The following is a 25,985-nucleotide window of genomic DNA, read 5'->3' on the forward strand; positions in this document are numbered from 1 at the left end:
TTAAAGTTTAGCGATTGCGCTGACCATGAATCGGGTAGTAAATCATAATGCTGATGATCGACAATCTGCTTGTCCCTCCCCTCCCCCCAAATTATTTAAACTTCTCCATTGTAAGCCTTAATAAAAATATTTTTAATATCAGCAATCAATGGATAAACAGGATTTGCACCGGTACACTGATCGTCAAACGCCTGCTCCGCAAGTTCATCCAACTTATCATAAAAATCTTTTTCCAATACACCTGTATCTTTTATTGAAAGCGGAATTTGAATATCCTTTTTAAGCTGCGTTATTGCGTTAATTAACAAATCAACTTTTTCGTCATCATTATGCCCGCCGCCAAGATTTAACTCATCCGCAATTTGTCCGTATTTTGCCTTAGCATTAGGAAATTTATACTGCGGGAATACGGTCTGCTTTCCGGGGCGTTCTGTCGCATTATAGCGGATTACCTGATTGATAACTAAAGCATTCGCAATTCCGTGAGACAGATTGAATGCCGCTCCAAGCTTGTGAGCCGCCGAGTGGCATAAACCTAGAAATGCATTTGCAAAAGCCATACCTGCAAGAGTCGACGCATAATGAACTTTTTCTTTTGCAACCGGGTCATCCTTCCCCGCCGCATAAGAACTCGGAAGATACTTGAATATCAATTTTGCCGCTTCTAACGCAGGTGAATTTGTAAAGTTTGCAGCAAGCACAGACACATAAGCTTCAATGGCATGAGTTAAAGCATCAATACCAGATGCCGCACACAAACTTTTCGACATAGAATCGGCAAAGTCAGGGTCAATAATCGCCACATTAGGAGTCAGCACATAATCTGCAATAGGATATTTGATATGAGTTTCATCATCGGTAATTACGGCAAACGGCGTTACTTCCGACCCGGTGCCAGAAGTTGTGGGAATTGCAATCATCTGCGCTTTCTTACCCAATTCAGGAATTTTACATATTCTTTTTCTGATATCCATAAACCGCATCGCAATATTTTTAAAATCAGTTTCGGGATGCTCATACATCAACCATATAATTTTCGCCGCATCAATAGGAGAACCCCCACCAAAAGCAATAATTACATCAGGTTCATAATTCCTAATCAGCAACAGCGCTTCATTTACTGTAGAAACAGTAGGATCCGGCTTGACGTCAAAGAATATCTGATAATCAACATTAATTTCTTCCAATACTTTTGTAATATTATAAATCACGCCGGAATTAAAGAGAAATCTGTCTGTAACTATAAACGCTCGTTTTTTACCCTGCAATTCACGCAATGCAGAATTCGTAACACCTCTTTTAAAATAAATCTTCGGAGGTATTCTAAACCACAACATATTTTCACGTCTCTCAGCGACTGTTTTATAGTTTAATAAATGTTTTACGCCTACGTTTTCGCTCACGGCATTGCCTCCCCACGAACCACAGCCGAGCGTCAACGACGGATCCAGTTTAAAGTTGTATAAATCGCCAATTGCACCCTGCGAGGACGGCGTGTTAATCAAAATACGACCGGTACGCAGCTTGCCAGCAAACGCATTAATTCTATTTTGTTTTCTTTCATCAGTATAAAGCACGGATGTATGTCCCGCTCCGCACAACTCTACAAGACGATAAGCCTTCTCAACTGCATCTTCAAAGTTTTCAGCCATGTAAACCGCAATTACCGGCGATAATTTTTCTTGTGCAAATTCTTCTTCCAAACTGATTTCAGAGACTTCACCCACAAGAACTTTCGCATTCGAAGGAACTTTAACTCCCGACATATCAGCAATTTTACAGGCAGACTGACCGACAATCGCAGGATTTAACTTGCCCTTGAGAATTATCGTTTTTGCTATTTTTTCTTTTTCCTGTTCGTTCAAAATATACGCGCCACGAAATTTTAATTCCTTAATAACTTCATCATAAACATCTTTTACTATTATAATTGACTGCTCAGATGAGCAAATCATGCCGTTATCAAAAGTTTTTGATATAAGAATTGAAGAAACCGCCATTTTAATATCAGCTGTCTCATCTATAACCGCAGGAGTATTGCCCGCACCTACGCCAAGAGCCGGCTTTCCCGAGGAATAAGCGGCTTTAACCATTCCCGGTCCGCCTGTGGCAAGAATAATAGCTATATCTTTGTGCGTCATAAGCAAATTTGTCAATTCCAGAGACGGAACATCAATCCACCCGATTATATCCGATGGCGCACCAGCTTTAACTGCCGCATCAAGCATGATTCTGGCAGCTACTACAGTAGATTTTTTAGCTTTGGGATGAGGCGAAAAAATTACAGCGTTTCTTGTCTTTAAAGAAATCAGAGATTTAAAAATTACTGTGGAGGTAGGATTTGTAGTCGGAATAATACCAGCGATAACGCCGACAGGCTCGGCTAAAATTTTAATTCCATTCGGTTTATCTTCGCTGATAATCCCGCAAGTTTTAGCATCTTTGTGTTTGTTATAAATATATTCGCAAGCAAAATGGTTCTTAATAACTTTATCTTCGACGATTCCCATCCCTGTTTCTTCAACGGCTATTTTGGCAAGAGGAATCCTAGAGCGATTAGCTGCAATCGACACTGCTTTAAAGATTGCGTCAACCTGTTCCTGACTAAAACTAGAGTAGACTTCTTGCGCTTTTTTTACGCGCTGAATAAGCATATTCAGAGCTTCGGAACTGTCGATCACGTATCCTGCGCTGACATCTCTTTCCGAAAGTTTAACATTTTTTTCCTTTGTTCCCGTCATTTAACATCTCCTTTCCTAGCACATAAAACAACACTATCTTGTTGTCTTGTGTAAACTATCAAACTGGAACTTGGAACTCTTTCTCAATGCCAAAGCGCATAAAACACAATTTTTCATCGCATACATAACCCTTAACTGCATCTGGAAGATTTTATCTCTTTTATTATACACGGAATAATTTCGTGCAAATCACCTTCTAAAGCATAAGTCGCAACCTTCATCATAGGACACGCCGCATCTTTATTTATTGCAATAATAATATCAGACGAACCCATACCCACTCTGTGTTGGATCTGTCCTGAAATTCCGCAGGCAATATAAACTTTCGGAGCAACTGTCTTTCCGGTTTGTCCTATCTGATGCGAAGAAGGTATCCAATCCAAATCGACCGCAGCTCTTGAAGCACCTATTGCTGCACCGAGGAGTTCTGCAAGTTCTTTAATGAGTTTAAAACCTTCTCGATTGCCAAGTCCTCTTCCACCGGATACAATAATATCTGCAGCGGCAAAATTGACAGCAACGCTCGTATCTTTTATAAAACCCAGAAACTTCGTTCTATTGAGCAAAGTCTGCACGTCGGTTTTATATTCAATGATTTCGCCTTTTCTTCCCTCTTCTATCTTTGCTTCCTTAAAAACTTTATGTCTTACAGTGGACATCTGCGGACGATGTACCGGAGTTAAAATGGTCGCCATAATATTTCCGCCGAAAGCAGGTCTTGTCTGTCGGAGATTTCTTGTTTCAGGATCCACTTCCAGGAAAACACAATCCGCCGTAAGTCCCGTACGAATTCTAGCCGCAACTCTCGGAGCAAATGAACGCCCTATATTCGTAGCACCCATCAGAATGATTTCAGGCTTTTCCTTTTCTATAAGCTGCGTTAAAGCATCACTGTAAGGATCATCTTGAAACTCAATAAAAATAGGATCTTCGCAAACATAAACTTTATCCACACCTCTGTCAATCAACTCACGGGCTTTTGATTTAATATTACTGCCTATTAAAACTGCACTCAAAGCCGTCCCAAGTTTTTCTGCAAGTCTTTTTCCTTCATTTAAAAGCTCATACACAATGCCCGATACTTCGCCATGTCTTTGTTCGGCATAAACCCATACGCCTTTATACAAATTTTTATCAACTACAGACAGCGGCACATCCTTTTTAAGTTCTATAGCATTAAATTTACAAGTCTGGACACAAGAACCGCAGTACGTACACTTGTTTAAATCAATAACCGCAAGTTTAAATTTTTTAGGATATTCTAATCTTTCAACTATTGAAATTGCATTAAAAGGGCACACATTTTCGCACATTTTACATCCGACACATTTATCAGTAAATACTTTTATGCTGTTTACCATTAAAGTAACTCTCCAAATAAAGTTTGACATTAAAATGTCAGAACAACTTTAACGATTCTAAAGATAAAAGGCAGGTTCAGGTTCTTCTCAGTAATAACTTCTTACAAAGTTAAAGTTCCGACACTTTTAGCCCAATCCCATAAACTCAACCAGCCGGCAGTAAAAACAAGCAACAAAAGACAGAACCCAGTAATACGTAAATATACGACAAAGAAATATTGTCTATCAGTTCTGCTTTTCACTTTTTATTTCAATTCTATTTATATGATTCTGATTTCGGATAATCTTTTAACCAAAGCAACGGCAACTTCTTTAGCTTCGCCGCTGAATTTCTCAGCATCGCTGTTTCTCTGAGTCGGCGTAAATATTTTCACAACCTGTGTGGGAGATCCGTTAAGACCCGTTTTTTTAGTATCAGTACCCACATCTGCAGCGTTAAGAATTTTAATAACCACTTTTTTTGCAACTATTTTACCTTTAAGAGACGCTATTCTGGGAGTATTTATTCCTTTGACAACTGTTAAAAGAGCCGGAAGCGGACTTTCTATCAGGTCGCATCCATCTTCCATCATTCTTTCAACTTTTATTGATTTGTCATCAATTAATTCTATTTTTTTAACGTACGCTATGTGTGGTATATTGAGCATTTCCGCAATTTCAGGTCCGACCTGCCCGGTATCGCCGTCAGAGGACTGTTCTCCACAGAGAATAATATCATAACCGCCGATAAATTCTATCGCCGAAGACAGAGCGTAAGATGTCGCCAAAGTATCCGCTCCGCCAAAAGCCCTATCACTTATCAAAACAGCTTCATCTGCACCTTTTGAAACAGCTTCTCTTAAAGCAAATTCGGACTGCAGAGGTCCCATTGTAATAACTATAACTTTCCCGCCGGTTTTCTCTTTAATCCTCACGCCTTCTTCTATAGCATACTCGTCAAAAGGATTAATTATTGATTCTACACCTTCTCTTTTGAGGCGTCCCGTTTCGGGATCGATCTGCACGTCTGTCGTATTAGGCACCTGTTTAATGCAAATAATTATATTCATTTTCTTCTCCTGCGATTTCATCTTTACAAAAAAATACGGAAAATAAAATCAACGATAAAAACCGGCAGTTTTTCACTTTTTACTTTTTTATAACTAATCGGGATTTTATAAACTGTTTTTAAGTTTTATGCCAAACAAAATCAGTCGCAATTTGATAAAAATACAAATAAGCTGGCTTTATAACGCAAAAACTTAAAAGAATAAAACAAAACTACTTGGATTTTGCCGCCGATTCCTTAATAAGGTTAAGCGCAATTTCATTTTTCTGAATCTGGCTTGTTCCTTCATAAAGCGTCGTGATCTTTGCATCTCTCATCATTTTCTCTACGGGATATTCTCTTGTATATCCGTATCCACCGAATATCTGCACCGCATTTGTGGTAACTCTCATCGCCACTTCCGAGCAGAAAAGTTTAGCCATCGCCGATTCTTTGCTTGTGCGTTTTCCGGTTCCAGAATCAATCATTCTCGCAGAAGCATAAAGCAACGCTCTTGCAGCTTCAACTTCAGTCGCCATTTCTGCAAGCAAGTGTTGTATTGCCTGAAAAGAAGCTATGGGCTGTCCGAACTGAACTCTCTTTCTTGCGTATTCGACGGCTTCATCTAAAGCTCCCTCCGCAATACCAAGCGCCTGCGCCGCAACGCCCGGACGGGAATTATCCAACGTTGCCTGCGCCGTAAGCAAACCGTGTCCTTCTTTTCCAATCAATTGATCTTTATGCACTCTGCAGTCATCAAATATAAGTTCTCTTGTTGAAGACGCTCTAATACCCATCTTTTTTTCTTTTTTGCCAAACTCAAACCCCGGTGTGCCTTTTTCCACGATAAAACACGAAATTCCCCTCGCACCTCTATCCGGATTTGTCTTTGCAAAAATGGTATATATTTCAGCATCTCCACCATTAGTTATAAAACATTTTGTTCCGTTTAATACGTAATAATCACCGTCTTTAACAGCAACTGTAGCCATTCCGGTTGCATCTGAACCTGCTCCCGCTTCCGTTAAACCGAAAGCCGCAAGTTTTTTGCCCGATGCAATGTCAGGCAAATATTTTTTCTTTTGTTCTTCACTGCCGGATATAAGAATAGGAAGAGTTCCCAGTGCCGTCGCGGCAAGTGACAATGCGATTGCTCCGTCAACTTTACACAGTTCTTCTACAACAAGCACAAGTCCCATAATGCCTTTGCCAAAGCCACCGTATTCTTCCGGAATGTATGCTCCGCATAAATCGGATTGTGCGAACTCTTTTACGATTTCCCATGGAAATTCTTCTTTCTCATCATAATGTTCTCTTATTGGTTTCATTTTTTCAACTGCAATCGCTCTTGCGGTCTCAATCATCAGCCGCTCTTCTTCAGACAACATATAATCCATTACCATATTAAAACTCCTCTTTATCCTATCGCCCCAATTTATTGTTTATTTAAGAGTTCGTTCCCGCCGTTTATTTCCACATTCCAATTTCCACACCTCACTCTCTGCCCTTATGTTTTTCATTGCCTGCTTGGCGGCGAACTGCTGGGCTTCTTTTTTGGAATTTCCCGCGCCTTTGCCTAATAACTCACTTTTTATATATACAGCAACTTCAAATTTCTTATTATGATCGGGACCAGATTCTTTTATTACTTTGTACTCGGGAAGCTCTTTATATATCGACTGCAGAATTTCCTGTAATCTGCTTTTATAGTCTGTAATCTCTATCTCTTTCTGATCGTTCAAAAATCTTAAAACAAACTTTTTTGCATTCTCAAAACCACCGTCTAAATATATCGCTCCGATGACAGCCTCAAATACATCACACAACAAACTTTCTCTCTGCCTTGCTTCTTTTGTGTCTTCACTTTTACCTAAATATATACAACCGCCCAAATCCATTTCCCTAGCCCAACTGCTCAAATTATGAGCTGAAATAATCTGAGCTTTAAACTGCGACAATTTCCCCTCGCTTTCTCGAGGATATCTCAGATAGAGCGTTTCTGCAACAATAGCCGAAAGAATACTATCTCCCAAAAATTCCATACGTCTATTATAATTTTCTCCGACGGTCTCCGCCGCATAGGATTTATGCGTTAATGCCGTTGCTAAAATTTTAGGATCGCCAAACTTGTATTCAATAATCTTTTGAAACTTTTCCCAATTTTTATTCAACATATTTTTTTATTACAACGGTCGCATTATGTCCGCCAAAACCAAGAGAATTTGAAAGAGCGCAATTGATCTGCTGAATACGCGACGTATTCGGAACATAATCCAAATCACATTCCGGATCGGACGTCTCATAGTTTATCGTAGGATGTATAAAACCTTCCTGCATTGCAAAAACCGTAGCCGCAAGCTCTACAACAGCTGCACCGCCTAAAAGATGTCCCGTCATCGACTTCGTAGATGAAATTGGTATCTTATACGCTTTCTCGCCGAAAACTTTTTTTATTGCAAAAGTCTCCGTTCTATCATTTAACACAGTTGACGTGCCGTGTGCATTAATATAGTCAACTTCTTCTTTGTAAATGCCGGCATCTATTATTGCTTTTTCCATAGCCAAAACAGCGGCTCTGCCTTCAGGTTCAGGAGCAGTAATATGATAAGCATCGTCAGACGCCCCGTATCCTGCAAACTCAGCATATATTCTCGCACCTCTATTTAGCGCATGTTCCAGAGTCTCGAATACGACTATGCCAGCACCTTCGCCCATAACAAACCCGTCGCGAGTTTTGTCAAAAGGCCTCGAAGCCTTATGCGGCTCGTTATTTCTCTGCGAAAGAGCTTTAATTGAACAGAAACCCGCAAGCCCCAAAGGAACGATCGTTCCTTCCGCCCCACCCGAAATTATCACGTCAGCATCACCGCTGCGAAGCAATCTTAAAGCATCGCCCATAGCATTATTAGAAGATGCACACGCGCTTGTAATCGCATAATTCGGTCCCGTAAAACCGTAATTAATAGCTATTTCACCCGGAAGCATATTAGTAATTATCATAGGAATAAGGAAAGGACTTACTCTTCTGGCTCCTTTTGACAAAAGAACTCGTTCTTCTCTTTCAATTATATCTAAACCTCCGATGCCGGTTCCTGTTATAACGCCGATTCTTGACAAATCTTCCTTAGAAAGATTAAGTCTTGAATCCTCAACAGCCATTTTGGCCGCTGTAAATCCAAGCTGTGTAAATCTTGCCATTCTTTTTATTTTCTTTTTGTCAATAAATTTTTCAGGATCAAAGTTTTTAACACTAGCTGCAAATTTCGTGGTATATGCGGTTGTATCAAATGATTCAATGGCAGAAACTCCAGATCTACCCTCTTTTAAAGCTTTTGTAAATTCAGCATTTCCTATACCTATAGGAGTAACAACTCCTATGCCAGTTATAACTATTCTTTTGTTCATTTTAATGCCTTATTTTCTAACGTGAGTTTTAACATAATCTATCGCACTTCCAACCGTCTGGATTTTTTCCGCTTCCTCGTCCGGAATTTCAATGCCAAACTTTTCTTCAAAAGCCATAACAAGTTCTACAGTATCCAAAGAATCCGCACCCAAGTCATTAACAAAAGATGCACCGGTTACCACTTCAGCTGGATCTACACCTAATTGCTCAACAATAATTTCCTTTACTCTAGCTTCAAAATCTGCCATTTTGTACTCCCCCTTTGATGATCCTTCTATGTCTTTAATTTATGTCGAAATTACTTTGGACAATAAATACTCTTCTTTCTTTATAATTACGCAAAGATATAGTGCTGATATTGTTTCCATTGCTGGCTATACTCTCCCCAAAACAACCTGTTACATATACATTCCGCCATTTACGGACAAAACATGTCCTGTTATATAAGATGAATCATCACTTGCCAAAAATAACGCTGCTTTTGCTATATCAGAAACTTCTCCAAGCCTTACAAGAGGTATTATTGAAGTCATCATCTGCCTTTGCCCTTCCGTCAATTTATCCGTCATTGCAGTGCGGATAAATCCTGGAGCAATAGCATTTACTAAAATATTTCTCGAAGCAAATTCTCTCGCACAGGTTTTTGTTATTGCAATCACACCACCCTTTGATGCAGAGTAATTTATCTGACCTGCATTTCCCATCTGACCTACGACAGAAGATATATTTATTATTCTGCCTTGTCTCTGCTTAAGCATTATTTTACTTACGGCTTTTATACAATTAAATACACCCTTTAAATTAACCGCTATAACTGAATCCCATTCCGATTCGCTCATTCTCAAAACCAGATTATCTTTAGTTATTCCGGCATTATTAATTAGTATATCTATTTTTGAAAATTTGTCAATAGAAGTTTTGACCAAATCCTCGCAGTCTTCCAATTTTGAAACGTTTCCGGCAACCGCTATTGTATCAAAACCATATTTTGTCTTTATTTCATCTGCTGTTTTTTGTGCCGACTCTATATTGATATCGGAAATCACAAGTCGAGATCCTTCCGACGCAAAAACCTCTGCTATCGATCTTCCTATTCCCTGCGCCGAACCCGTAATAACTGCCACTTTACCCTGAAGTTTCATTTATTTAGTTCCTCCAACGTTTTTTGTAAGCTTGCCGAATCTTCTATATTTAACGCTTTTTTTGATCTGTCTATTTTTCTTAAAAGCCCGGACAAAATCTTTCCGGGACCGACTTCTACAAATTTATAGTATCCCAATTTAATAATATTCTGAACAATTTCATCCCACTTTACAGGACTTTTGATCTGTCTTACAAGTTTTTCCTTAATAGCGGAGGTATCTGTCGTCAATAAGGCATCGCAGTTCGTATAAACGCTAAAAGACGGCGCAGTGAAATTATATTTCTCAAGTTCTTTTGACATGTCATCCGAGGCCGGCGACATAATAGAAGAATGAAACGGGCCCGAAACATTTAAAATAACGGTTTTTGCTCCTGCAGTAGCTGCAAATTCAACCGCCTTATTTACCGCCGACACAGTTCCAGCTATAACAATTTGTCTAGGTGAATTAAAATTAACCGCTTCGCAGACACCCACGCCCGAAGCTCGCTTGCATAAATCCTCAACAGCAGATTTTTCCATGCCTATAATTGCCGCCATTATTCCGGGCGTTTTTGCAGACGCTTTTTGAATAAACTTTCCTCTCGCCGTGACCATAGCTAAACCGTCCTTAAAGCTGAAAAAACCGGCCGCACACAAGGCAGAATATTCGCCTAACGAGTGTCCAGCAGAGACAAACCCGTCGACTGAAAGCCCATAAGATTCTTTGAAAACTTCAAAAGCTGCCATGCTAACAACAAATATTGCGGGCTGCGCATATTCAGTAAGTTTTAAAGTTTCTTCAGTCCCCTCGAAAATAATATTCTTAAGCTCGTTTCCTGCCAAATCAATTATTTCTCTAGCTTTGAGGTATTTATCATAAAGATCTTTTCCCATCCCGACAGTCTGCGCTCCCTGACCAGGAAACATCAACGCTATTTTTGACATATCTATAACCCCTTAAAGAACAGTCCGTACAACTAAGACTGGAACTTTCAATTCAACATGCCAACTTTGCAACAGTGCCCGACAGAAAAGAACTTAAATAAACTTTATCTTTTCTATATTCTTATTACTGTAGCACCCCATGTAAACCCGCTGCCGAACGCAATCAATTCCGCGAGGTCGCCTTTTTGCAGTCTGCCGGTTTTTATTGCTTCGTCTAGTGCCGTAATTGTTGTCGCAGCCGAAATATTTCCCGTCTTATGAACATTTACAAAAACTCTGTCCATAGAAACGCCCATTTTTTTGGCAACCGCTTCAATTATTCTCATATTTGCCTGATGAGGAATAAAAAGTTTTATATCTTTAAGTTCTTTCTTCGAAAAACTAAGCGCTTTTTCGGCAGCAAGCACCATTTTCGGCACAGCAGATTTAAAAACTTCTTTACCTTGCATCTTTATTGTATGTCCATTCATGTCATCTGCCGGATCATAACAAGCCGTTCCACATGCAGGCAAAAAAAGCAAATTCGAATATGAACCGTCAGCTCCGAGAAACACAGACAAAACATTGTCATTTTCCTCTGAAGCCGATAAAACTATTGCTCCCGCTCCGTCGCCAAACAAAATACAGGTATTTCTATCGGTCCAATCCATAAATTTTGTAAGTTCTTCGGCGCCGACCAATAAAATCGTCTTGTATAATCCCGACTCAATAAAAGCTTTCGCCGCTGAAATTCCATAGATAAAACCGCTACATGCGGCAGACAAATCAAACGACGGAGCCGAATTGGTAAGTCCCAGCCTCTTGTGCAGAAAGCATGCAGTTGACGGAACTAACATATCAGGAGTCATCGTTGCAATAATTATCAAATCTATCTGTTCAGGCAAAATACCTGCATCTTCCAACGCTTCAATTGAAGCCTTATAAGCAAGTTCTGAAGTCGGCTCATTTTTTTCAGATACTCTTCTTTCTTTAATTCCGGTTCTTGTACGTATCCACTCATCAGAAGTATCAATCATCTTTTCCAAATCTGCATTCGTAAGAACTTTTTTTGGGAAATATGATCCAGTACCTAAAATCTCCGTGCCGATTTTTTTATTCATTTATACGACCTTATTATTATATCTTAATATCGCTTCCTTAATTCCAGCTGCAATATTATGTTTTGCAGTTTCCGCACCAGCAAAAATTGCATTTTTCACCGCTTTCCCATTTGAACTTCCATGACCTATTATACATACGCCCTCAACACCTAAAAGTGGAGCGCCGCCGAACTCGCTGTAGTCAACTCTTTTTCTTAAATCTTTTATCGCAAGCCATAAAAAAGGAAGAGACGCCCACGTCATCGGATGCTGCTTAAATTCTTTTCTGATAAGCTTAAGCATCATTTCAGTAAGACCCTCACCTAACTTTAATATTACGTTTCCTACAAATCCGTCACATATAGCCACATCGACTTTGCCTCCAGGAATATCTCTCCCCTCGACATTACCTATAAAATTTATATCCGCCTTCTTTAGAAGCTCAAAAGCCGCCAGTGTAAGTTCATTGCCCTTTGTAGACTCTTCGCCAATTGAAACCAAACCAACTCTGGGATTCTCTACACTGGCAACTTTTTCACAAAACAGACTCGCCATTATTCCAAACTGAAGAAGATATTCAGGCGTACAATCTACATTTGCACCCATATCGGCAATTATGCAATGTCCGCCAAAGTTTGGAAAAACTGTTGAAATTGCCGGTCTTAAAACACCCTCTATTCTTTTTAAATAAAAAAGTGCCGCAGACATTGCAGCACCGGAATTGCCCATAGAAACAAAAGCATCAGCTTTACCATCTGCCACAAGTCTTGCACATACGGATAAAGAAGAATCCTTTTTCTGACGAACAGCTTTGGCGGGATGTTCATCCATAGTAATAAATTCAGTCGCATTTATTATCTCTATATTAAGTGACTTAAGATCATAGCGGCCTCTATATTTTAAGAGTTCTCCTACTAAAATTTTTTCTATTCCTACAAGCAGAATTTTATGCTTGGATTCTTTAGCTGCAAAAATTGCACCTTCAACTGTTGAAGCAGGCGCAAAATCCCCCCCCATTGCATCAAGAGCAATTATCATTATCTATTAACCTCTGCTATATCCTCAGCAGACTTTTTTGCCTTTTTAGGCACAATGAGTCTGCCATTATAAAATCCGCACTCTGGACATACTCTATGCGACAGTTTTGCCGCACCACAATTTAAACATTTACCTAAATTAGGTGCGTCAAGCTTTGAGTTCGCCGATCTCCTGCAATCCCTGCGATGAGGGGTATGTTTTCTTTTCGGATTTGGCATTTTCACTTCCTCCTAACATATTCACTTAACAATTCTTTCAATCTTTTTCTTATAAGTCCGACACTAACGTCGTCATCACAATAACAGAAATCTCCTTTTTATTATGTTTATCGCAAATTTTAAACATATCACAGTCCCTGCTGCACAACGGTTTCATTGGCATTTCAAGCAACAGCAACTGGTGCACTTCCTATTCAAATATTAAATATCCATACAAACATCTATTGCGATTTCCACAGGATGTCAGACAGCAAGAGCATTCAAGATAGAACGAACTCTTTATCTTCACGCTTATATATATTAACAACTTTAGATAATACAGAAATATAGGATTTACAGTCTATGTCGCCTTTATAGTCATATGTTTTTATTTCAACGGTATCTGCTTTCAAAAAATCAGACAAACTTAGAATTAATTTATTAATACTAATCCTTTATATTATAAATTGTTGACTACCTTTTTGTCAACATATTAGCTGAACGGCACTGATAACAAAGATTTTTATCTAGAAAGTTTTGTAAACGCTTATAAGCAACAGATAAGCAGATTATTCTAACCTATATTTATAAACTTTATTTTATCTGAAAAATGCTTACATATCAGACTTTTTAACACTGCATTTTCACCTTTGGAAAGATAGGGATCCTGTTCGGTAATTTTAGCGGCAAGATTCTTTGTAAATTCAATAATATCGGCATCTTTTATCAAATCACCCGCCTTAAATTTAGGAAAACCGTGCTGTAATGTCCCCATCAATTCTCCATGACCTCTCATCTTAAGATCTTCCTCTGCAATTTTAAAACCGTTGTTCGTGGAAGTCATAACCGAAAGTCTTTTGCGGGCAGCTTCATTTTTTAAATCCCCTATGAGGTATGTATAAGATTGTTTAGATCCCCTGCCTATTCTTCCCCTGAGCTGATGGAGATCCGACAGTCCAAACCTTTCGGCATGCTGTATTATCATAACCGTAGCGTCAGGAACATCTATCCCCACTCCGATGACAGTCGTAGATATCAGAACATCAAACTCTTTGTTTTTAAACTCCAGCATTATTTTATTTTTTTTCGACGATTTCATTCTCCCGTGCAACAGACCGACTTTAAAATCTCTAAACCACGTCTGCGACAGTTTTTTCGATTCCTGCTCCGCAGACTTTAAGACAAGTCTGTCCGATTCGTCTATAATAGGATATACAATATACACCTGATTTTTATTCTTAAGCTCTTCAATTGCCTTTATATAAGCGGATTGTTCAGCCAAAAAATAAGTTTTTACGGAAGTTCTTCCGGGAGGCAACTGCTTAATCGCGGTCATATCCATTCCGCCATACACAGTCAACGCAAGAGATCTCGGAATAGGCGTTGCCGTCATCATTAAAATGTCAGGCGAACGCGCTTTATCAGACATCGCAAATTTCTGCATAACTCCGAATTTTTGCTGCTCGTCAACTACTATCAACGACAAATTTTTAAATTTTATTTTGTCTTCTATTAATGAATGCGTGCCAATTGCAATTTTTATATCGCCGCTTTCAAATCCCGCCAATATCTTTTCTCTTTCGCTCTTTTTCTTTAATGTTAAAGAAGTTGCCAAAACAGCTTTAACGCTGAGACCTAAAAGCATATTTGAGACCGTAAGATAATGCTGTTCGGCTAAAATTTCAGTAGGAGCAACAATCATCGTCTGATAGCCGTTTCCCACTGCGAGCAAAACCGCACTTAACGCCACGACTGTTTTCCCGCATCCTACATCTCCCATAAGCATCCTGTTCATGGGATATAGGCTTTGCATATCGGAAAAAATATCGTTTATTGCTTTTTTCTGGTCTTTCGTAAATTCAAGTTTTAAATTTCTTTTAAAAGCCGTAAACAACGTTTTCTGTATTTCGTACCTTTGCTCTTTACGTTTTTTTCTTATATTGTTGTGCGACAGCGAAAGGGCAGATTCAAAAATAAAAAATTCCTGTAAAGCAAAAGCTCTCCTTGCATTTTCGACATCTTCCAAAGTGCCAGGATAATGAATCTTTTGAATTGCAAGCGAAGATTTCAATCTAGGGATACCGCCAAAATCTGGTATTAAATCCAAGACGTCGGGATATAATCCGCAAACAGAATCCAAAATACTCTTAACTGCTTCTCTTATAAATCTTTGATTCAATCCTTCTGTCAAAGGATATACAGGCATAATTCTGTTAAACAATAAAGGTTTGTCTTTCTCATTTTTGACAGTTTCGTAGTCATCTACATCTATAAACCTGCCGCAGTTTCCCGTTTTTGTACTGCCGTAAATATAAGCAAAAGTTCCAGGCTCAAAAGCTTTTTTTATGGAAGCAAAAATGTCCGTGCTGGAATAAGGGTTTTTCTTTCTAAAAAAACGAGCGTAGCCTGTAGAAACACCGTCAAATATTTCTATATACAAAAGACATAGCCCTCTTGAAAGCTGTCTATCATAGGCTTTTCCTATTTTACCGAATATACAGCTTTGCGGCTGCTTATAGGCATCTCTTATTGAAACGATATTTTTTCTGTCCTGATACCAAACAGGGAAAAAAGTCAGCATATCGCCGACGGTTATTATACCGAGTTTTGCAAACGTTTGCGAGCGTCCGGGACCAATTCCCTTTAAATATTGTATTTTGTTGTCTAAATTCAACATAAAGATAAGCGATATTATATAAAATTAGCCATTGTTATGCTTCAGCAGCGAAAGCTTTAAGAAAACCAATTTGACTATAAACAGCCGATAATGTATAATTCCAAAGTATCAGGACTATCGGAGGTGCGTAAAAAATGTCTTACAAATGCGCAGTTTGCGGCAAGGGTTCGAGATCGGGCAATACAGTAAGTCATTCAAATAAAGCCTCAAAAAGACTTTTTAGACCTAATCTCCAGAGTTTGAATATTCTGCTCAACGGCATAAAAACCCGTGAGTATGTTTGTACATCCTGCATTAAATCAAACAAAGCAAAAAAGGCAATATAAAAACTGTTTTATTTTTGGCAGATTTAATTTCATAATAAATATAAACTTGTCTAAAACTTAAATATCGGCGCAGTTTTTCAGTGTTGCCGTCATTTGTTTATTATATGAAGCGGGCTTGCTTAAAAAACGGCATAACTCATCCCCATTATTGTTTTTTACGAAACCGGATATTCACCGCTTACTGCCAGTCTTCTAAAATAATTTCAGCTACTCTTCTACTTACGCCCGGTGTTCCAAGCATTTTTCTGAAAGCAAGCAGTTTCTCAACTTTCGGCATATAACTTTGTACTTTCAGCAGTTCCAATACCGATGATGCGATTTTCTGCGGTTTCGCATCAAATTGTATAAATTTCGGCACAATACTTCTGCCGGCCAAAATATTTACTATAGCTGCGTATTCTATCTTTATAATTGCTTTTATAAAAAAATAGTTAAAATAAGACAGTTTATACATCACAACCATCGGGATTCCCATTAAAGCGTTTTCAAGACTTATTTCAAAATCTCCAGAAGTTTCAAGTTCAATGTATTCAGGCAAATCAAAGACAGCACTGCCGGATACGCTAAACATTACAAATTTTGCGTTTATTTTTTTTCTTCAAGTATTTTAGCAGTTTCAAGGATTACCCGTATATGACGACTAAATACGCTTTCTGCGACTGCCGGGGAATAAGTCCCTATTAAGAGCGGATTTGATACTTTAAAACTCCTTTTCTCCAGTACTCTATCTATCAAAGGATTTCCGACAAAAATGGCATCAACACCGTTATCTTTATACAATTTTTCTTCAAACGGAAAAATTACAAGTATTTTTTTTGACCGTTTCGGCAAGTTTTTTTATTCTTCCGACGCCCAAACCTGCGGACTTATATAATAGTAAACCGGAATATTTAATTTTTTTGTAAGTTTTGCGACAAATATATGAAATCCATAATAGTCCACAAGCACGACTTTATCGGGACATTCTTTAACAAAATAAGTCTCAAGTTTTTTTAAAACTTTCTTTAAATAGAAAACCTGTTTTAGGGGCAGAAAACCGAAAGCATTTATATTTACTATATCTTCAAGAAATTCGTCGGCAACAGATTTTAAATTGCCACCGCCTACAGCGGAAATACGACATAAAGGACTGATGCTTTTTATCTCTTTTACGAGATTTGAAGCATGTATTTCACCGGAAAGATCCCCAGCAGAAATGAAGATTTTATCGTTCGCCATTTTTACCTTATAAAACACTCAATGATCCGGACAGAGTGGCAGCGGCAAAGACCGCATTTCGTCCGAATTTAATTTTTACTCTCACGCTTTTTGTCAAAACACCATATTTTTAAGAATGTTCAGCAACAATTCAACGGCATCTCCCCCTTGCTCACCTGAAACAGCGGTTTTTTCTCCTTTAATAACGCTGCTGAGGAAATTATCAACTTCGTAAAAAAGCGGTTCATTCACTAAAAGTTCAGATTTTTTAACATCTATGCCAGAAAAAGAAACTATCTTTTTTTCCTCTTTTTTTTATAAACACTGAGACTTTTTCCTGAATAATCTAGAGAACCATAACTGTCTGGCTGAAAAATTCTTATTTTTCTATACTTCTCCATTGAAACCTGCTTGCAGACACGTTTGCCACACAGTCGTTTAAATATTTTAACCTGACTTTTGCAATATCCTCAGAGTCCGAAAGAATTTTTGCCCCATGCGCTTCAAAAGAAACAACACTATCTTTTACAAGAGAAAATAAAATATCTAAATCATGTATCATCAAATCCAACACTACGCCGATATGATTCTGGGCACATAAGGGTCCGAGTCTGCTAACTTCAATAAATTTCGGACTATTTATAAACGGCATAGCGGCAATAACCGCAGGATTAAATCTCTCGACGTGTCCTACCCCTGTAAAACCAAATTTCCGGTTTTAGCCGTTTCTATAAGTTCTTCAGCTCCCTCAACGCTTAGAGTAAAAGGTTTTTCGACAAGGCAATGTATACCGTTTTGCAAAAGCGGTTTTGCCACCAAATAATGATACCCTGTAGGAACTGCAATTACTGCCGCATCGATTTTCCCTAAAAGCCCACCGAAATCAGTTAAATGATCTGTCTTATTTACTTTTGCAACTTTTTTGGCTCTTTTTTCATCTACATCAACGACAAACTCAAGCTTAGAATATAGTACTTCGTCTGTAGCTTTTTCCGCTTCTCTGCACAATCCGTCCTTGTATCCGAACCGTCTGCAAAACGATTGTTTATATAATACGGTATTATAATAAATTCCGCTTTCTATGCCGCTATCCGATAGATATTCAATAAACTTTTTTCTTTCGGAAGACGAAATTCTTATCGTATACTGATGAAAAACGTGTCTGCAGTTTTCTGGAACATAAGGCGTTTGCAGGAAACTCAAATCTTTAAAAGCTTCACTTTATTTACGGGCATTCGCAATCCTTTTTGCAATCCAGTTTTCAAGCTGGGCTATGCCTATTGCCGCCGCAAGATTTGTAAGTCTGTAATTATATGACTGAGAATCACATCAATATCGCACGGAACTCCGTAGAGATGAACAGTCAAAACAGCTTTGATATTTTTTCCCGTTTTTAACGTTTTCTCAAGTTCGACAGGATCTATGTTAAAAGTTTTCGGGTCAATATATGCAAAAACAGGCTTTGCACCACAGAAAAGAATTGAATTTAAAGTTGCTATAAATAAAAAAGGCGTCGTAACAACTTTATCCCCCGGCTTAACTCCGCACATTAGGAGAGCCGTATGAAGCGACGCTGTTCCATTTACATTTGCAATACCGAATTTTACACCGCAGTACCGCGCAAAAGACTGTTCAAACCAAGCAACGTATTTACCGTTTGCAAGAATTCTTGAATCCAAAACTTCCTTAATCAGCCACCTTTCTTTTTTTTCTTTACTTTTGCTTTTGTTAAAGACTAAAGAGTTTCCACATTTTCACTTTTTAAAGCGTCTATGATCTTCTGAAATTCCCATATAGAAAGCCGGTAGGTTTTATCGCATAATTTTTCCAGCCCGGCATCCGCCTCTTCTTTTAAAGCAATGCAGACAACACTGCTACCACTTCTTTTTATTTCTTCTGCTACCAGAAAAGGGAATCTATTATTTCCCGCTATAAGACCTACATTTTCCATAGAAAAACTCTTCTCTGGCTCAGTTTATCCTCATAGAAGCAATAACCCCGGACAGCACTTATACGGGTCTTGCTATTCCTCTTTTGGAATTCTTTATAAATTCGACTATTTCCTGCACGCAAACGGACGCGCTCTGTTCTATTCCCGTCAAAGCATCTTTAAGCAAATTTTTTGACATAAAGAGAGTACGGTAAGCGTTCTTAACAGCATCGATTTCTTTAAGAGATATTTTCTTTCTTCTCATATCAACCAAATTCAAACCGTTGAGCATCGCCCTATATCCTATACATAAAGCGTAGGGAATTATATCCATAGTAACGGCGCATCCATCGTGCCTTTTTCAATTTTTGTAAACTGTTGAATTCCGACATACCCGCTTATAAAAGCATCGTCACCAACTACAACTTTTGTCTTTTCACCATGGTATTTCAAATCCTGAGGACATTTGCCTACCGACGAAAAATTAAAAATCTCACAGTTATTGCCTAACTCGGCATATTCAATAACAGATTGTCCGTGTATTTTGGTCCCGCTCTTTATAATTGTGCTAGGACCTACAATCGTATATGGTCCTATTTCTAAATTTTCTTCAATAACTGCACCTTTATCAATTACAGCTGTCTGATGAATCATTTGATGCCTTCCATTTATCTCGTCTCGGATGTTACAGTAATAACCACATACAGACAAATATATTCTCCACTTTCCTATTTTTCTTCTGTCAGTAAGGAAAAAAGAAGATATACAATTATCCCGCTCTGTCTTTTACTCTCTGTCAACAATAATAAATGAAAATTCAGCTTCTGCTACCAATTTTTCGTCAACATGAGCTCTGCCTTTCATCTTACCGCGTCTTCCGCTGTCTTTTAATACCTCTACGCACAGCTCAAGAATATCTCCAGGTTTTACCGGTCTGCGAAATTTTGCGTTGCCTATAGACATAAAATACGCAAGACATCCTTTCATTTCAGGGCGTGAAAGAAACATAACACACGACGTCTGCGCCATCGCTTCAAGAATTAAAACGCCGGGCATTATCGGCATTCCCGGAAAATGCCCTTGAAAGAAATTCTCATTCCCGCTTACGCACTTATATCCTACGACTTTTGAGAGATCCGTTGTATTTATCTTAACTTTATCAATCAGCAGAAATGGATACCTATGAGGTATACACTTTAAAATTTCCTCAGTACTTAATATTTTTTCGGTTCCTGTCGATTTTGTATTTTTAATATTATTGTCCATTTCTACCCCCATAGCTTTTGACTGCCTTTTTCAAAAATTCTTTTACAAAAACTATATTATTCTGATGTCCCGGTTTTTCAGCAACTATCTTAGCTTTTATAGGTTTTCCCGCCAAATATATATCGCCTATCAAAATCAAGGATTTTATGTCTTACAAATTCGTTGTTGTAACGCAACAACCCTTCATTCTGTACTCCGTCTAAAGCTATGACTATAGCATTATCCATAGATCCGCCCAAAAAAGCAAGCCCTTTCTTTTTGAGTGCTTCTATCTCGTAATCAAAGTAGAAAGCTTTTGCCGGAGCAATATCGTTTAAGTCTTTTAAAGACATCTGCTGAAAACGCAAAAACTGATGGTCAAAACCTATAATACATTTTATTTCAAGATGATCCGACGGATATGCGGATATTCTAGTTTTTCCAGCTTCAAAATGCATAGGCTTTTTGAGAGCATAATACTCTCTGAGAGCGTCAAATTCTTTCACCCCCCCCCCAGCTAAATAATAACCCTGTCACCTATCAGTGTATCCTCTTACAACAACATTCGTATATATAAGACATTCTTCTCCAATTTTTACATTTTTACACCTATTATGCACACATTTGGAAATATCTTTGCATTGCCACCGATTTCAGATCCAGACTCAATCACAACATTTTGCCCTATATACGCATCTTTTCCCAACTTTACATCATCTGCTATCGAGGCAGATATATGTATATTTCTTTCTACTACATCTAATTTCTCTTTTTCAACAATAGAAAGGACAATGCCGTAGGCATAATAGAGGTTTGACACTTTTATTACATTTTTATTTTTAAACCGAGAAATATCGTCTTTATTCGCGGCTGAAAGTCCGCTGATACCTGTCAAAACAATATTTTTGTCGCCGATAAGCTCTCCAGAAACAAGCTCCTCAAGTTCTGATGCGGTAATCTTCATTTATCCATCCTCTGCCGTTTTTATAAATTTGTTAGCCGCAGATTTCCCAGCAGAAACGTTTTGTTAGTTTAAAACTATACCTATACCTGCATTACATTCTATATCTACACGCAATACCATACCTTAAATATATTTATTCCCTATAACTTCGTAAAAATAAAAACAATAACGAACGTCAATTATCTCCGAAAGAAAAATAAACTTGAGACTGTCTTTTCGCTTTTTCATGATTTAACCCATATCCCCACTCAATCTTTAAAGGAATCAGGGGAACCATAATCTTTATTCCAAAGCCTATACCCGAATGAACATTTTCCTTCTTACTCCCCCAAACTAAATTTATATTGCAATAATTTCCCCAACTTCCGCCTATGTCATAGAATATTATGCCCTGAATTAATTCTCTCCCTTTATAAAAAACTATCGGAAATTTATACTCAATATTCATAAATCCCATAATTGTACTGCCTTTTAGGGAGCCGATTTCAGTTCTTAAAGCATACCCTCTTATAGTATCTGAACCACCTAAGTAAAACCTATCGTAAATAGGAATTTTTGACTGATTTTTTTTGTATGGTATAATTACGCCATTTTGTAAACTAACACTTAATATAAATTTCCAAAATGTAGGAAAAAACCACTTTGACTTGACAATTCCTTTAACAAAATTTACATTCCCGCCCAACAAATCGCTTGCCAGATATAAATCTGCAATATGTATGCTTCCTCTTGAAGGATTAAAAACATAATCTCTCAAATCATATATAAATTGAGTAAAAATGCTCGATGGTTTATCTCTTTCTTTTGCAAAATCCAATTCTTCTTTAATTTTTAATTCTAAAGACGGACTTATATCTAAAAGCTTAACATGTTCATAACTATATCCGAATAACAAACTCATGTAATTATTGATTTTATGCCCAGCTTTTATCAAAAATCCTATCCTGTTTTCTTTGTATGTATGATCTTTACTACTGCTATAATTCATATTTTTTTTAACATTAAATGCGTTTAAAATCAAACTCATGTTTTTATCAAAAATATAGGGTTCTATCCATTCTATTTCATAATCCTGCTTTTTTTTACAAAATTCCCCCAATAAGCTTAATTTTTGTCCCAAGCCAAATATATTAGGATGCTGAATTTGCGCCGATGCGACAAGTTGATTATCCGAAGAATATCCGATACCACCGCCAATCTTGCCACTGAAGTCTTTCTCAGTAATTAAAATCTTTAAATCTACAACATCAGGGTTGTCGGTAGCAAACAGTTGATGTTCTACATTGCTGACAAATCCCAAATTGTAAATTTTTTCAATACTTCTATGCAGATTTCCACTTGTTAACACTTCTCCGGGTTTTATAAGGAGTTCTCTTCTTATAACTTGGTCTCTTGTCGAAAGAAGTCCGCCAATGTAAATATTTCCCACATAAAGAGTTGAATTTTCTTCGATTGATAAATTTACATCAACAATTCCGCCATCAATGTCTTTATTAAAATGCGGAATAATCTTTGCACACGTATATCTTCTCTCGTAATAAAGTTTGTAGATGAGGTTCATTGCTTCAATAATTTTATCTTGGTTAAAAATCTGGCCTTTTTTAAATTTAATTGTTTTTTCTATTTCTTTACTATCAACGATAGAATTACCGTCATAAGTTATGGAACTTATTTTGTATCTGCTGCCTTCACTGATATTTAAAGTCAGAAACATCTTCGTTCTGACGGCATTATACACAACTGTTGGAGAAACAAACTTATAGTCAATAAAACCGTTACTCTTATAAAACATTTCTATTGACTTTAAATCTGTCTGATAAATATCTTCCCTAAACATTTTTCCCGGATTTGTATTCATAAGTTTAAGAATTTCTTTCTCTTTAAAAAAAAACATGCCTTTAACTTTAACTTCTTCGACAACGATTCTGTTATTTTCAGTTATAAGAAAAGTTATCGTCATTCTATTCGTGTCCAAATCAGTACTAGGATAAACTTCAATCTTGCAATCGGCATAACCTTCATCTCCGTATAAAGAGCTTATCTTTTTCTTTGTCTCTTCAAGCTTTGAAAAATCATAGTAATTTTTTTCCTTTAACACGCTCTCTCTTTTAAGCTTTCCTTCGGAAAACTCCAAATTGCCGTTGAAAGCAATACGCTCTACATACGGTTTCTCCGTAACAACAAAAGTGAGATTTCCACTGATATTATCAAACCGAATTTCAACATTATCAAAACAACCCATTTCCAGAATTGAACGGACATCTTTTCTTGCTGCAACGCTTGAATAGCATTTACCTTTTTTAAGATTTACAACTGACAAAACGCTTATTAGTTTTACATTTTTCAGCCCCTCGATTAAAACATCTGAAATTATGACAGTGCCTGCATAAGTGTATGTGGAAAACAGAGTTAGAATAGATGTCAAAACCAAAACTAAAAGAGTTCTCATCAAAATTCCTTAGTAAAAATTACAAATTAGCTTTTACATTTTATTAAAAAACACAAAAAAATTCAATCCCAAAACACTAAATACAGCATTTTAAAATTCTGGAGCACGACATTTTAATTCATTTCTTTTCGTCTTTCAAAAAACTGCACTTAATCATTGAGCCGGAAACTCCGGTTAAATCAAAGAATATTGCTTTCTGCAATACAAAAGGATATAATTTATAAGTAATATAATTTGTAAAAAAAAGAAAAAATATTATTGATTTCACTTATTGAGGATGCTGAATTCATGTCAAGCCACAATGGGGAAATGATATGGTAGATGCAAAGTTTAATATATGTAATATGTAGCGACTTCGTTTCAGGAAATGGCTAATTAGTATTGTATATAATACACGAGCACAGCCGTATGTCAGTCAGAGGTTTTGTAGTAGGATTTTCAATGGAAAGAAAATACAATGTAGCAGTAGTCGGAGCCGGACATGCCGGCTGTGAAGCTTCTTTAGCATGCGCAAGAATGGGATTGAAAACTCTTATAATCACGTTAAATGCCGATTCAATGGCAAGAATGCCCTGCAATCCGGCCGTCGGTGGTATCGCAAAAGGACAAATGGTAAGAGAAATTGATGCTATGGGCGGCGAAATAGGACGGATAACGGACCGCGCAGGGTTGCAGTTTAAAATGTTAAACAGTTCAAGAGGTCCCGCGGTTTGGTCTCCGAGGGCACAATGCGACAAAGAACTCTATTCTGTTTTAATGTCAAAATCCGTACAAAATCAGCAAAACCTCGAAATACTGCAGTCTGAGGCCACATCTTTGACGGTAAAGAACGGAAAAGTCTGCGGAGTAAAAATACTCACCGGAGAAACTATAGAAGCGGATGCCGTCGTAATAACTACGGGAACTTTTTTAAAAGGCACGATACATCTTGGCAAAATGCATTTTAACGGCGGAAGATTTAACGAAGTATCTGCTCTGTATCTTTCAAAATCGCTAATTGAAGACTGCGGACTGAAGCTTGGAAGATTTAAAACGACCACAACGCCGAGAATCAACAGCCGTTCAATAGATTATTCAAAAATGACTGAGCAGTTCGGCGACGAGAAACCCGTCCCTTTCTCTTATTCTACAAAAGTTGAAGAATGGAGAAAAAATCTGAAACAGCTCTCCTGCTGGCTCACATACACAAATCCAATAACGCACAAAATAGTCAGCGACAATCTCGGACTTTCATCTATTTACATCGGCGAAGTAAACAGCAAAAGTCCTAGGTACTGTCCCTCGATAGAAGAAAAAATAGAACGCTATCCCGAAAAAACAAGCCATCACGTCTTTGTAGAGCCGGAAGGATACAACACTAATGAAGTTTATCTTAACGGACTCTATACAGGACTCCCTTTTAATTTGCAGCAGCAAATGATAAATTCAATAGTAGGTCTTGAAAACGCAAAAGTAATAAGATACGGATATGCTATTGAATACGATTATTCAAGTCCTTTACAGATAAAAAAGACTTTGGAAACAAAAACTGTTAAAAATCTTTTCTTGGGTGGGCAAATAAACGGAACGACAGGCTATGAAGAAGCGGCAGCGCAAGGTTTTGTCGCGGGCGTAAATGCCGGTCTCAAAGTTTTAGGGAAAACTCCGTTTATCCTTGAAAGAAATGAATCATATATAGGAATACTCGTAGACGATATAACTACAAAAGGGATGGACGAGCCTTACAGAATGTTTACTTCCAGGGCAGAGTATAGACTTTCAATAAGAAATGACAACGCCGATTTAAGGCTTATGGATGCAGGACATTCAATAGGTCTTATATCAGACAAGGCATATAAAAAATTCGAACTATACAGAAAAGCATTTACAGATATATGTGAAAACAATGCGGAAAACCTGCCAGACGATGAGGATTTGTCTCCATGGTCTATTGAAAAAGCAAAAGAAGAAGTTTATATTCACAAAAAATATGAAGGCTACATTGAAATTCAAAATAAAATGATAAATAAAATGAAAAAAAGCAAAGACCGCAAAATCCCAGAAGATTTTGATTACAATAAACTCAAATCACTTTCTGCAGAAACAAAACAAAGACTTTTTGAAGTACGCCCGCAGACGATAGGACAGGCTTCGAGAATATGCGCAATAAAACCATCCGATATAGCAATATTGACCGTATACCTTGAAAAACAGAAAAAAGAAAGGAAACAAAAAAACATAACAAAATAAAATAGATGAGAATACGCATATTACAGCAGAAAAAACTGCGGAAATATTTCA

The 25,985-nt window shown here is 37.6% G+C and carries 26 protein-coding genes and 3 pseudogenes; 2 read left to right on the top strand and 27 right to left on the bottom strand.

Features of this window, described 5'->3' with window-relative positions; genetic code table 11:
* Positions 1-95: 95 nt before the first annotated feature.
* The 13 genes from adhE to recG all read right to left on the bottom strand — a co-directional run bounded on the left by adhE (position 96) and on the right by recG (position 15,594).
* Positions 96-2,741, bottom strand: coding sequence for a bifunctional acetaldehyde-CoA/alcohol dehydrogenase (gene adhE, locus RSTT_RS04395; RefSeq protein WP_096525804.1), 2,646 nt, complete (start codon positions 2,739-2,741; stop codon positions 96-98).
* A 131-nt stretch (positions 2,742-2,872) separates the two neighbouring features.
* Positions 2,873-4,132: an electron transfer flavoprotein subunit alpha gene (locus RSTT_RS04400; RefSeq protein WP_231941937.1), complete on the bottom strand. Its 1,260-nt coding sequence runs from the start codon at positions 4,130-4,132 to the stop codon at positions 2,873-2,875.
* Between the two features lie 230 nt (positions 4,133-4,362).
* Positions 4,363-5,151 (bottom strand): electron transfer flavoprotein subunit beta/FixA family protein, encoded by a 789-nt coding sequence (locus RSTT_RS04405; protein ID WP_096525806.1) that lies wholly within the window; start codon positions 5,149-5,151, stop codon positions 4,363-4,365.
* Between the two features lie 211 nt (positions 5,152-5,362).
* On the bottom strand, positions 5,363-6,526 hold the full coding sequence (locus RSTT_RS04410; RefSeq protein ID WP_095558991.1) for an acyl-CoA dehydrogenase family protein: 1,164 nt from the start codon (positions 6,524-6,526) through the stop codon (positions 5,363-5,365).
* A 45-nt stretch (positions 6,527-6,571) separates the two neighbouring features.
* Positions 6,572-7,300, bottom strand: a complete 729-nt coding sequence (rnc, locus tag RSTT_RS04415; protein ID WP_231941938.1) for a ribonuclease III — start codon at positions 7,298-7,300, stop codon at positions 6,572-6,574.
* Entirely contained in the window at positions 7,293-8,534 is a 1,242-nt protein-coding gene (gene fabF / locus RSTT_RS04420; protein WP_096525807.1) for a beta-ketoacyl-ACP synthase II, read from the bottom strand. Before fabF ends, rnc begins: the two co-directional genes overlap by 8 nt.
* Positions 8,535-8,543: 9 nt before the next feature.
* Positions 8,544-8,783, bottom strand: a complete 240-nt coding sequence (gene acpP, locus RSTT_RS04425; RefSeq protein WP_015423608.1) for an acyl carrier protein — start codon at positions 8,781-8,783, stop codon at positions 8,544-8,546.
* 150 nt (positions 8,784-8,933) lie between these two features.
* The gene (gene fabG / locus RSTT_RS04430) at positions 8,934-9,677 is read right to left on the bottom strand and encodes a 3-oxoacyl-[acyl-carrier-protein] reductase (RefSeq protein ID WP_015423609.1); all 744 of its coding nucleotides are present in this window, start codon (positions 9,675-9,677) and stop codon (positions 8,934-8,936) included.
* The gene (gene fabD, locus RSTT_RS04435) at positions 9,674-10,603 is read right to left on the bottom strand and encodes an ACP S-malonyltransferase (protein WP_096525808.1); all 930 of its coding nucleotides are present in this window, start codon (positions 10,601-10,603) and stop codon (positions 9,674-9,676) included. The genes fabG and fabD overlap by 4 nt, the downstream gene beginning before the upstream one ends.
* A gap of 113 nt (positions 10,604-10,716) precedes the next feature.
* Positions 10,717-11,703, bottom strand: coding sequence for a beta-ketoacyl-ACP synthase III (locus RSTT_RS04440; protein ID WP_015423611.1), 987 nt, complete (start codon positions 11,701-11,703; stop codon positions 10,717-10,719).
* On the bottom strand, positions 11,704-12,720 hold the full coding sequence (gene plsX, locus RSTT_RS04445) for a phosphate acyltransferase PlsX (RefSeq protein WP_015423612.1): 1,017 nt from the start codon (positions 12,718-12,720) through the stop codon (positions 11,704-11,706). It lies immediately after the preceding gene.
* Complete coding sequence (gene rpmF, locus RSTT_RS04450) at positions 12,720-12,938, bottom strand: 50S ribosomal protein L32 (RefSeq protein ID WP_015423613.1); 219 nt, start codon at positions 12,936-12,938, stop codon at positions 12,720-12,722. Before rpmF ends, plsX begins: the two co-directional genes overlap by 1 nt.
* A 553-nt stretch (positions 12,939-13,491) precedes the next feature.
* A complete protein-coding gene (recG, locus tag RSTT_RS04455) occupies positions 13,492-15,594 on the bottom strand; it encodes an ATP-dependent DNA helicase RecG (RefSeq protein WP_096525809.1) in 2,103 nt (700 codons plus the stop codon).
* Positions 15,595-15,728: 134 nt separating this feature from the next.
* Between recG and rpmB the strand changes: the two genes are divergently transcribed.
* Positions 15,729-15,920, top strand: coding sequence for a 50S ribosomal protein L28 (gene rpmB / locus RSTT_RS04460; RefSeq protein WP_015423615.1), 192 nt, complete (start codon positions 15,729-15,731; stop codon positions 15,918-15,920).
* A 178-nt stretch (positions 15,921-16,098) separates the two neighbouring features.
* Here the strand turns inward: rpmB and RSTT_RS04465 are convergent, their stop codons facing one another.
* The 14 genes and pseudogenes from RSTT_RS04465 to bamA all read right to left on the bottom strand — a co-directional run bounded on the left by RSTT_RS04465 (position 16,099) and on the right by bamA (position 23,705).
* Complete coding sequence (locus RSTT_RS04465) at positions 16,099-16,491, bottom strand: glycosyltransferase family protein (protein ID WP_096525810.1); 393 nt, start codon at positions 16,489-16,491, stop codon at positions 16,099-16,101.
* A 14-nt stretch (positions 16,492-16,505) separates the two neighbouring features.
* Positions 16,506-17,138 (bottom strand): annotated as a pseudogene (locus RSTT_RS06675) (glycosyltransferase family protein).
* 93 nt (positions 17,139-17,231) lie between these two features.
* On the bottom strand, positions 17,232-17,369 hold the full coding sequence (locus RSTT_RS06240; protein WP_158302832.1) for a hypothetical protein: 138 nt from the start codon (positions 17,367-17,369) through the stop codon (positions 17,232-17,234).
* 127 nt (positions 17,370-17,496) lie between these two features.
* Positions 17,497-17,769, bottom strand: coding sequence for a Gfo/Idh/MocA family protein (locus tag RSTT_RS04480; RefSeq protein WP_095558879.1), 273 nt, complete (start codon positions 17,767-17,769; stop codon positions 17,497-17,499).
* Between the two features lie 38 nt (positions 17,770-17,807).
* Positions 17,808-18,323, bottom strand: a pseudogene (locus RSTT_RS04485) (Gfo/Idh/MocA family protein); the annotation flags it as partial.
* 71 nt (positions 18,324-18,394) lie between these two features.
* Positions 18,395-18,817 (bottom strand): annotated as a pseudogene (locus RSTT_RS04490) (aminotransferase class I/II-fold pyridoxal phosphate-dependent enzyme); the annotation flags it as partial.
* 35 nt (positions 18,818-18,852) lie between these two features.
* Entirely contained in the window at positions 18,853-19,068 is a 216-nt protein-coding gene (locus RSTT_RS04495; RefSeq protein WP_096525815.1) for a hypothetical protein, read from the bottom strand.
* Positions 19,069-19,126: 58 nt separating this feature from the next.
* A complete protein-coding gene (locus tag RSTT_RS04500; RefSeq protein ID WP_096525816.1) occupies positions 19,127-19,381 on the bottom strand; it encodes an LbetaH domain-containing protein in 255 nt (84 codons plus the stop codon).
* Complete coding sequence (locus tag RSTT_RS04505) at positions 19,372-19,701, bottom strand: acyl-ACP--UDP-N-acetylglucosamine O-acyltransferase family protein (RefSeq protein WP_096525817.1); 330 nt, start codon at positions 19,699-19,701, stop codon at positions 19,372-19,374. The genes RSTT_RS04500 and RSTT_RS04505 overlap by 10 nt, the downstream gene beginning before the upstream one ends.
* Positions 19,702-19,833: 132 nt before the next feature.
* Positions 19,834-20,325: a 3-hydroxyacyl-ACP dehydratase FabZ gene (gene fabZ, locus RSTT_RS04510; RefSeq protein WP_197701990.1), complete on the bottom strand. Its 492-nt coding sequence runs from the start codon at positions 20,323-20,325 to the stop codon at positions 19,834-19,836.
* Entirely contained in the window at positions 20,303-20,452 is a 150-nt protein-coding gene (locus RSTT_RS07115; RefSeq protein ID WP_369698031.1) for a UDP-3-O-acyl-N-acetylglucosamine deacetylase, read from the bottom strand. Before RSTT_RS07115 ends, fabZ begins: the two co-directional genes overlap by 23 nt.
* Positions 20,403-20,798: a UDP-3-O-acyl-N-acetylglucosamine deacetylase gene (locus RSTT_RS04515; protein WP_096525818.1), complete on the bottom strand. Its 396-nt coding sequence runs from the start codon at positions 20,796-20,798 to the stop codon at positions 20,403-20,405. Before RSTT_RS04515 ends, RSTT_RS07115 begins: the two co-directional genes overlap by 50 nt.
* 89 nt (positions 20,799-20,887) lie before the next feature.
* Positions 20,888-21,256, bottom strand: coding sequence for a hypothetical protein (locus RSTT_RS04520; protein ID WP_096525819.1), 369 nt, complete (start codon positions 21,254-21,256; stop codon positions 20,888-20,890).
* A 175-nt stretch (positions 21,257-21,431) separates the two neighbouring features.
* Entirely contained in the window at positions 21,432-23,705 is a 2,274-nt protein-coding gene (bamA, locus tag RSTT_RS04525; protein ID WP_096525820.1) for an outer membrane protein assembly factor BamA, read from the bottom strand.
* A gap of 408 nt (positions 23,706-24,113) precedes the next feature.
* On the opposite strand from bamA, the gene mnmG reads away from it, so the two are divergent.
* Positions 24,114-25,934 (top strand): tRNA uridine-5-carboxymethylaminomethyl(34) synthesis enzyme MnmG, encoded by a 1,821-nt coding sequence (gene mnmG / locus RSTT_RS04530; protein WP_231941939.1) that lies wholly within the window; start codon positions 24,114-24,116, stop codon positions 25,932-25,934.
* The last annotated feature ends 51 nt before the right edge of the window (positions 25,935-25,985 follow it).

Origin of the sequence: Candidatus Endomicrobiellum trichonymphae (genome assembly GCF_002355835.1) — a bacterium.
GTDB classification, from domain to species: domain Bacteria; phylum Elusimicrobiota; class Endomicrobiia; order Endomicrobiales; family Endomicrobiaceae; genus Endomicrobiellum; species Endomicrobiellum trichonymphae.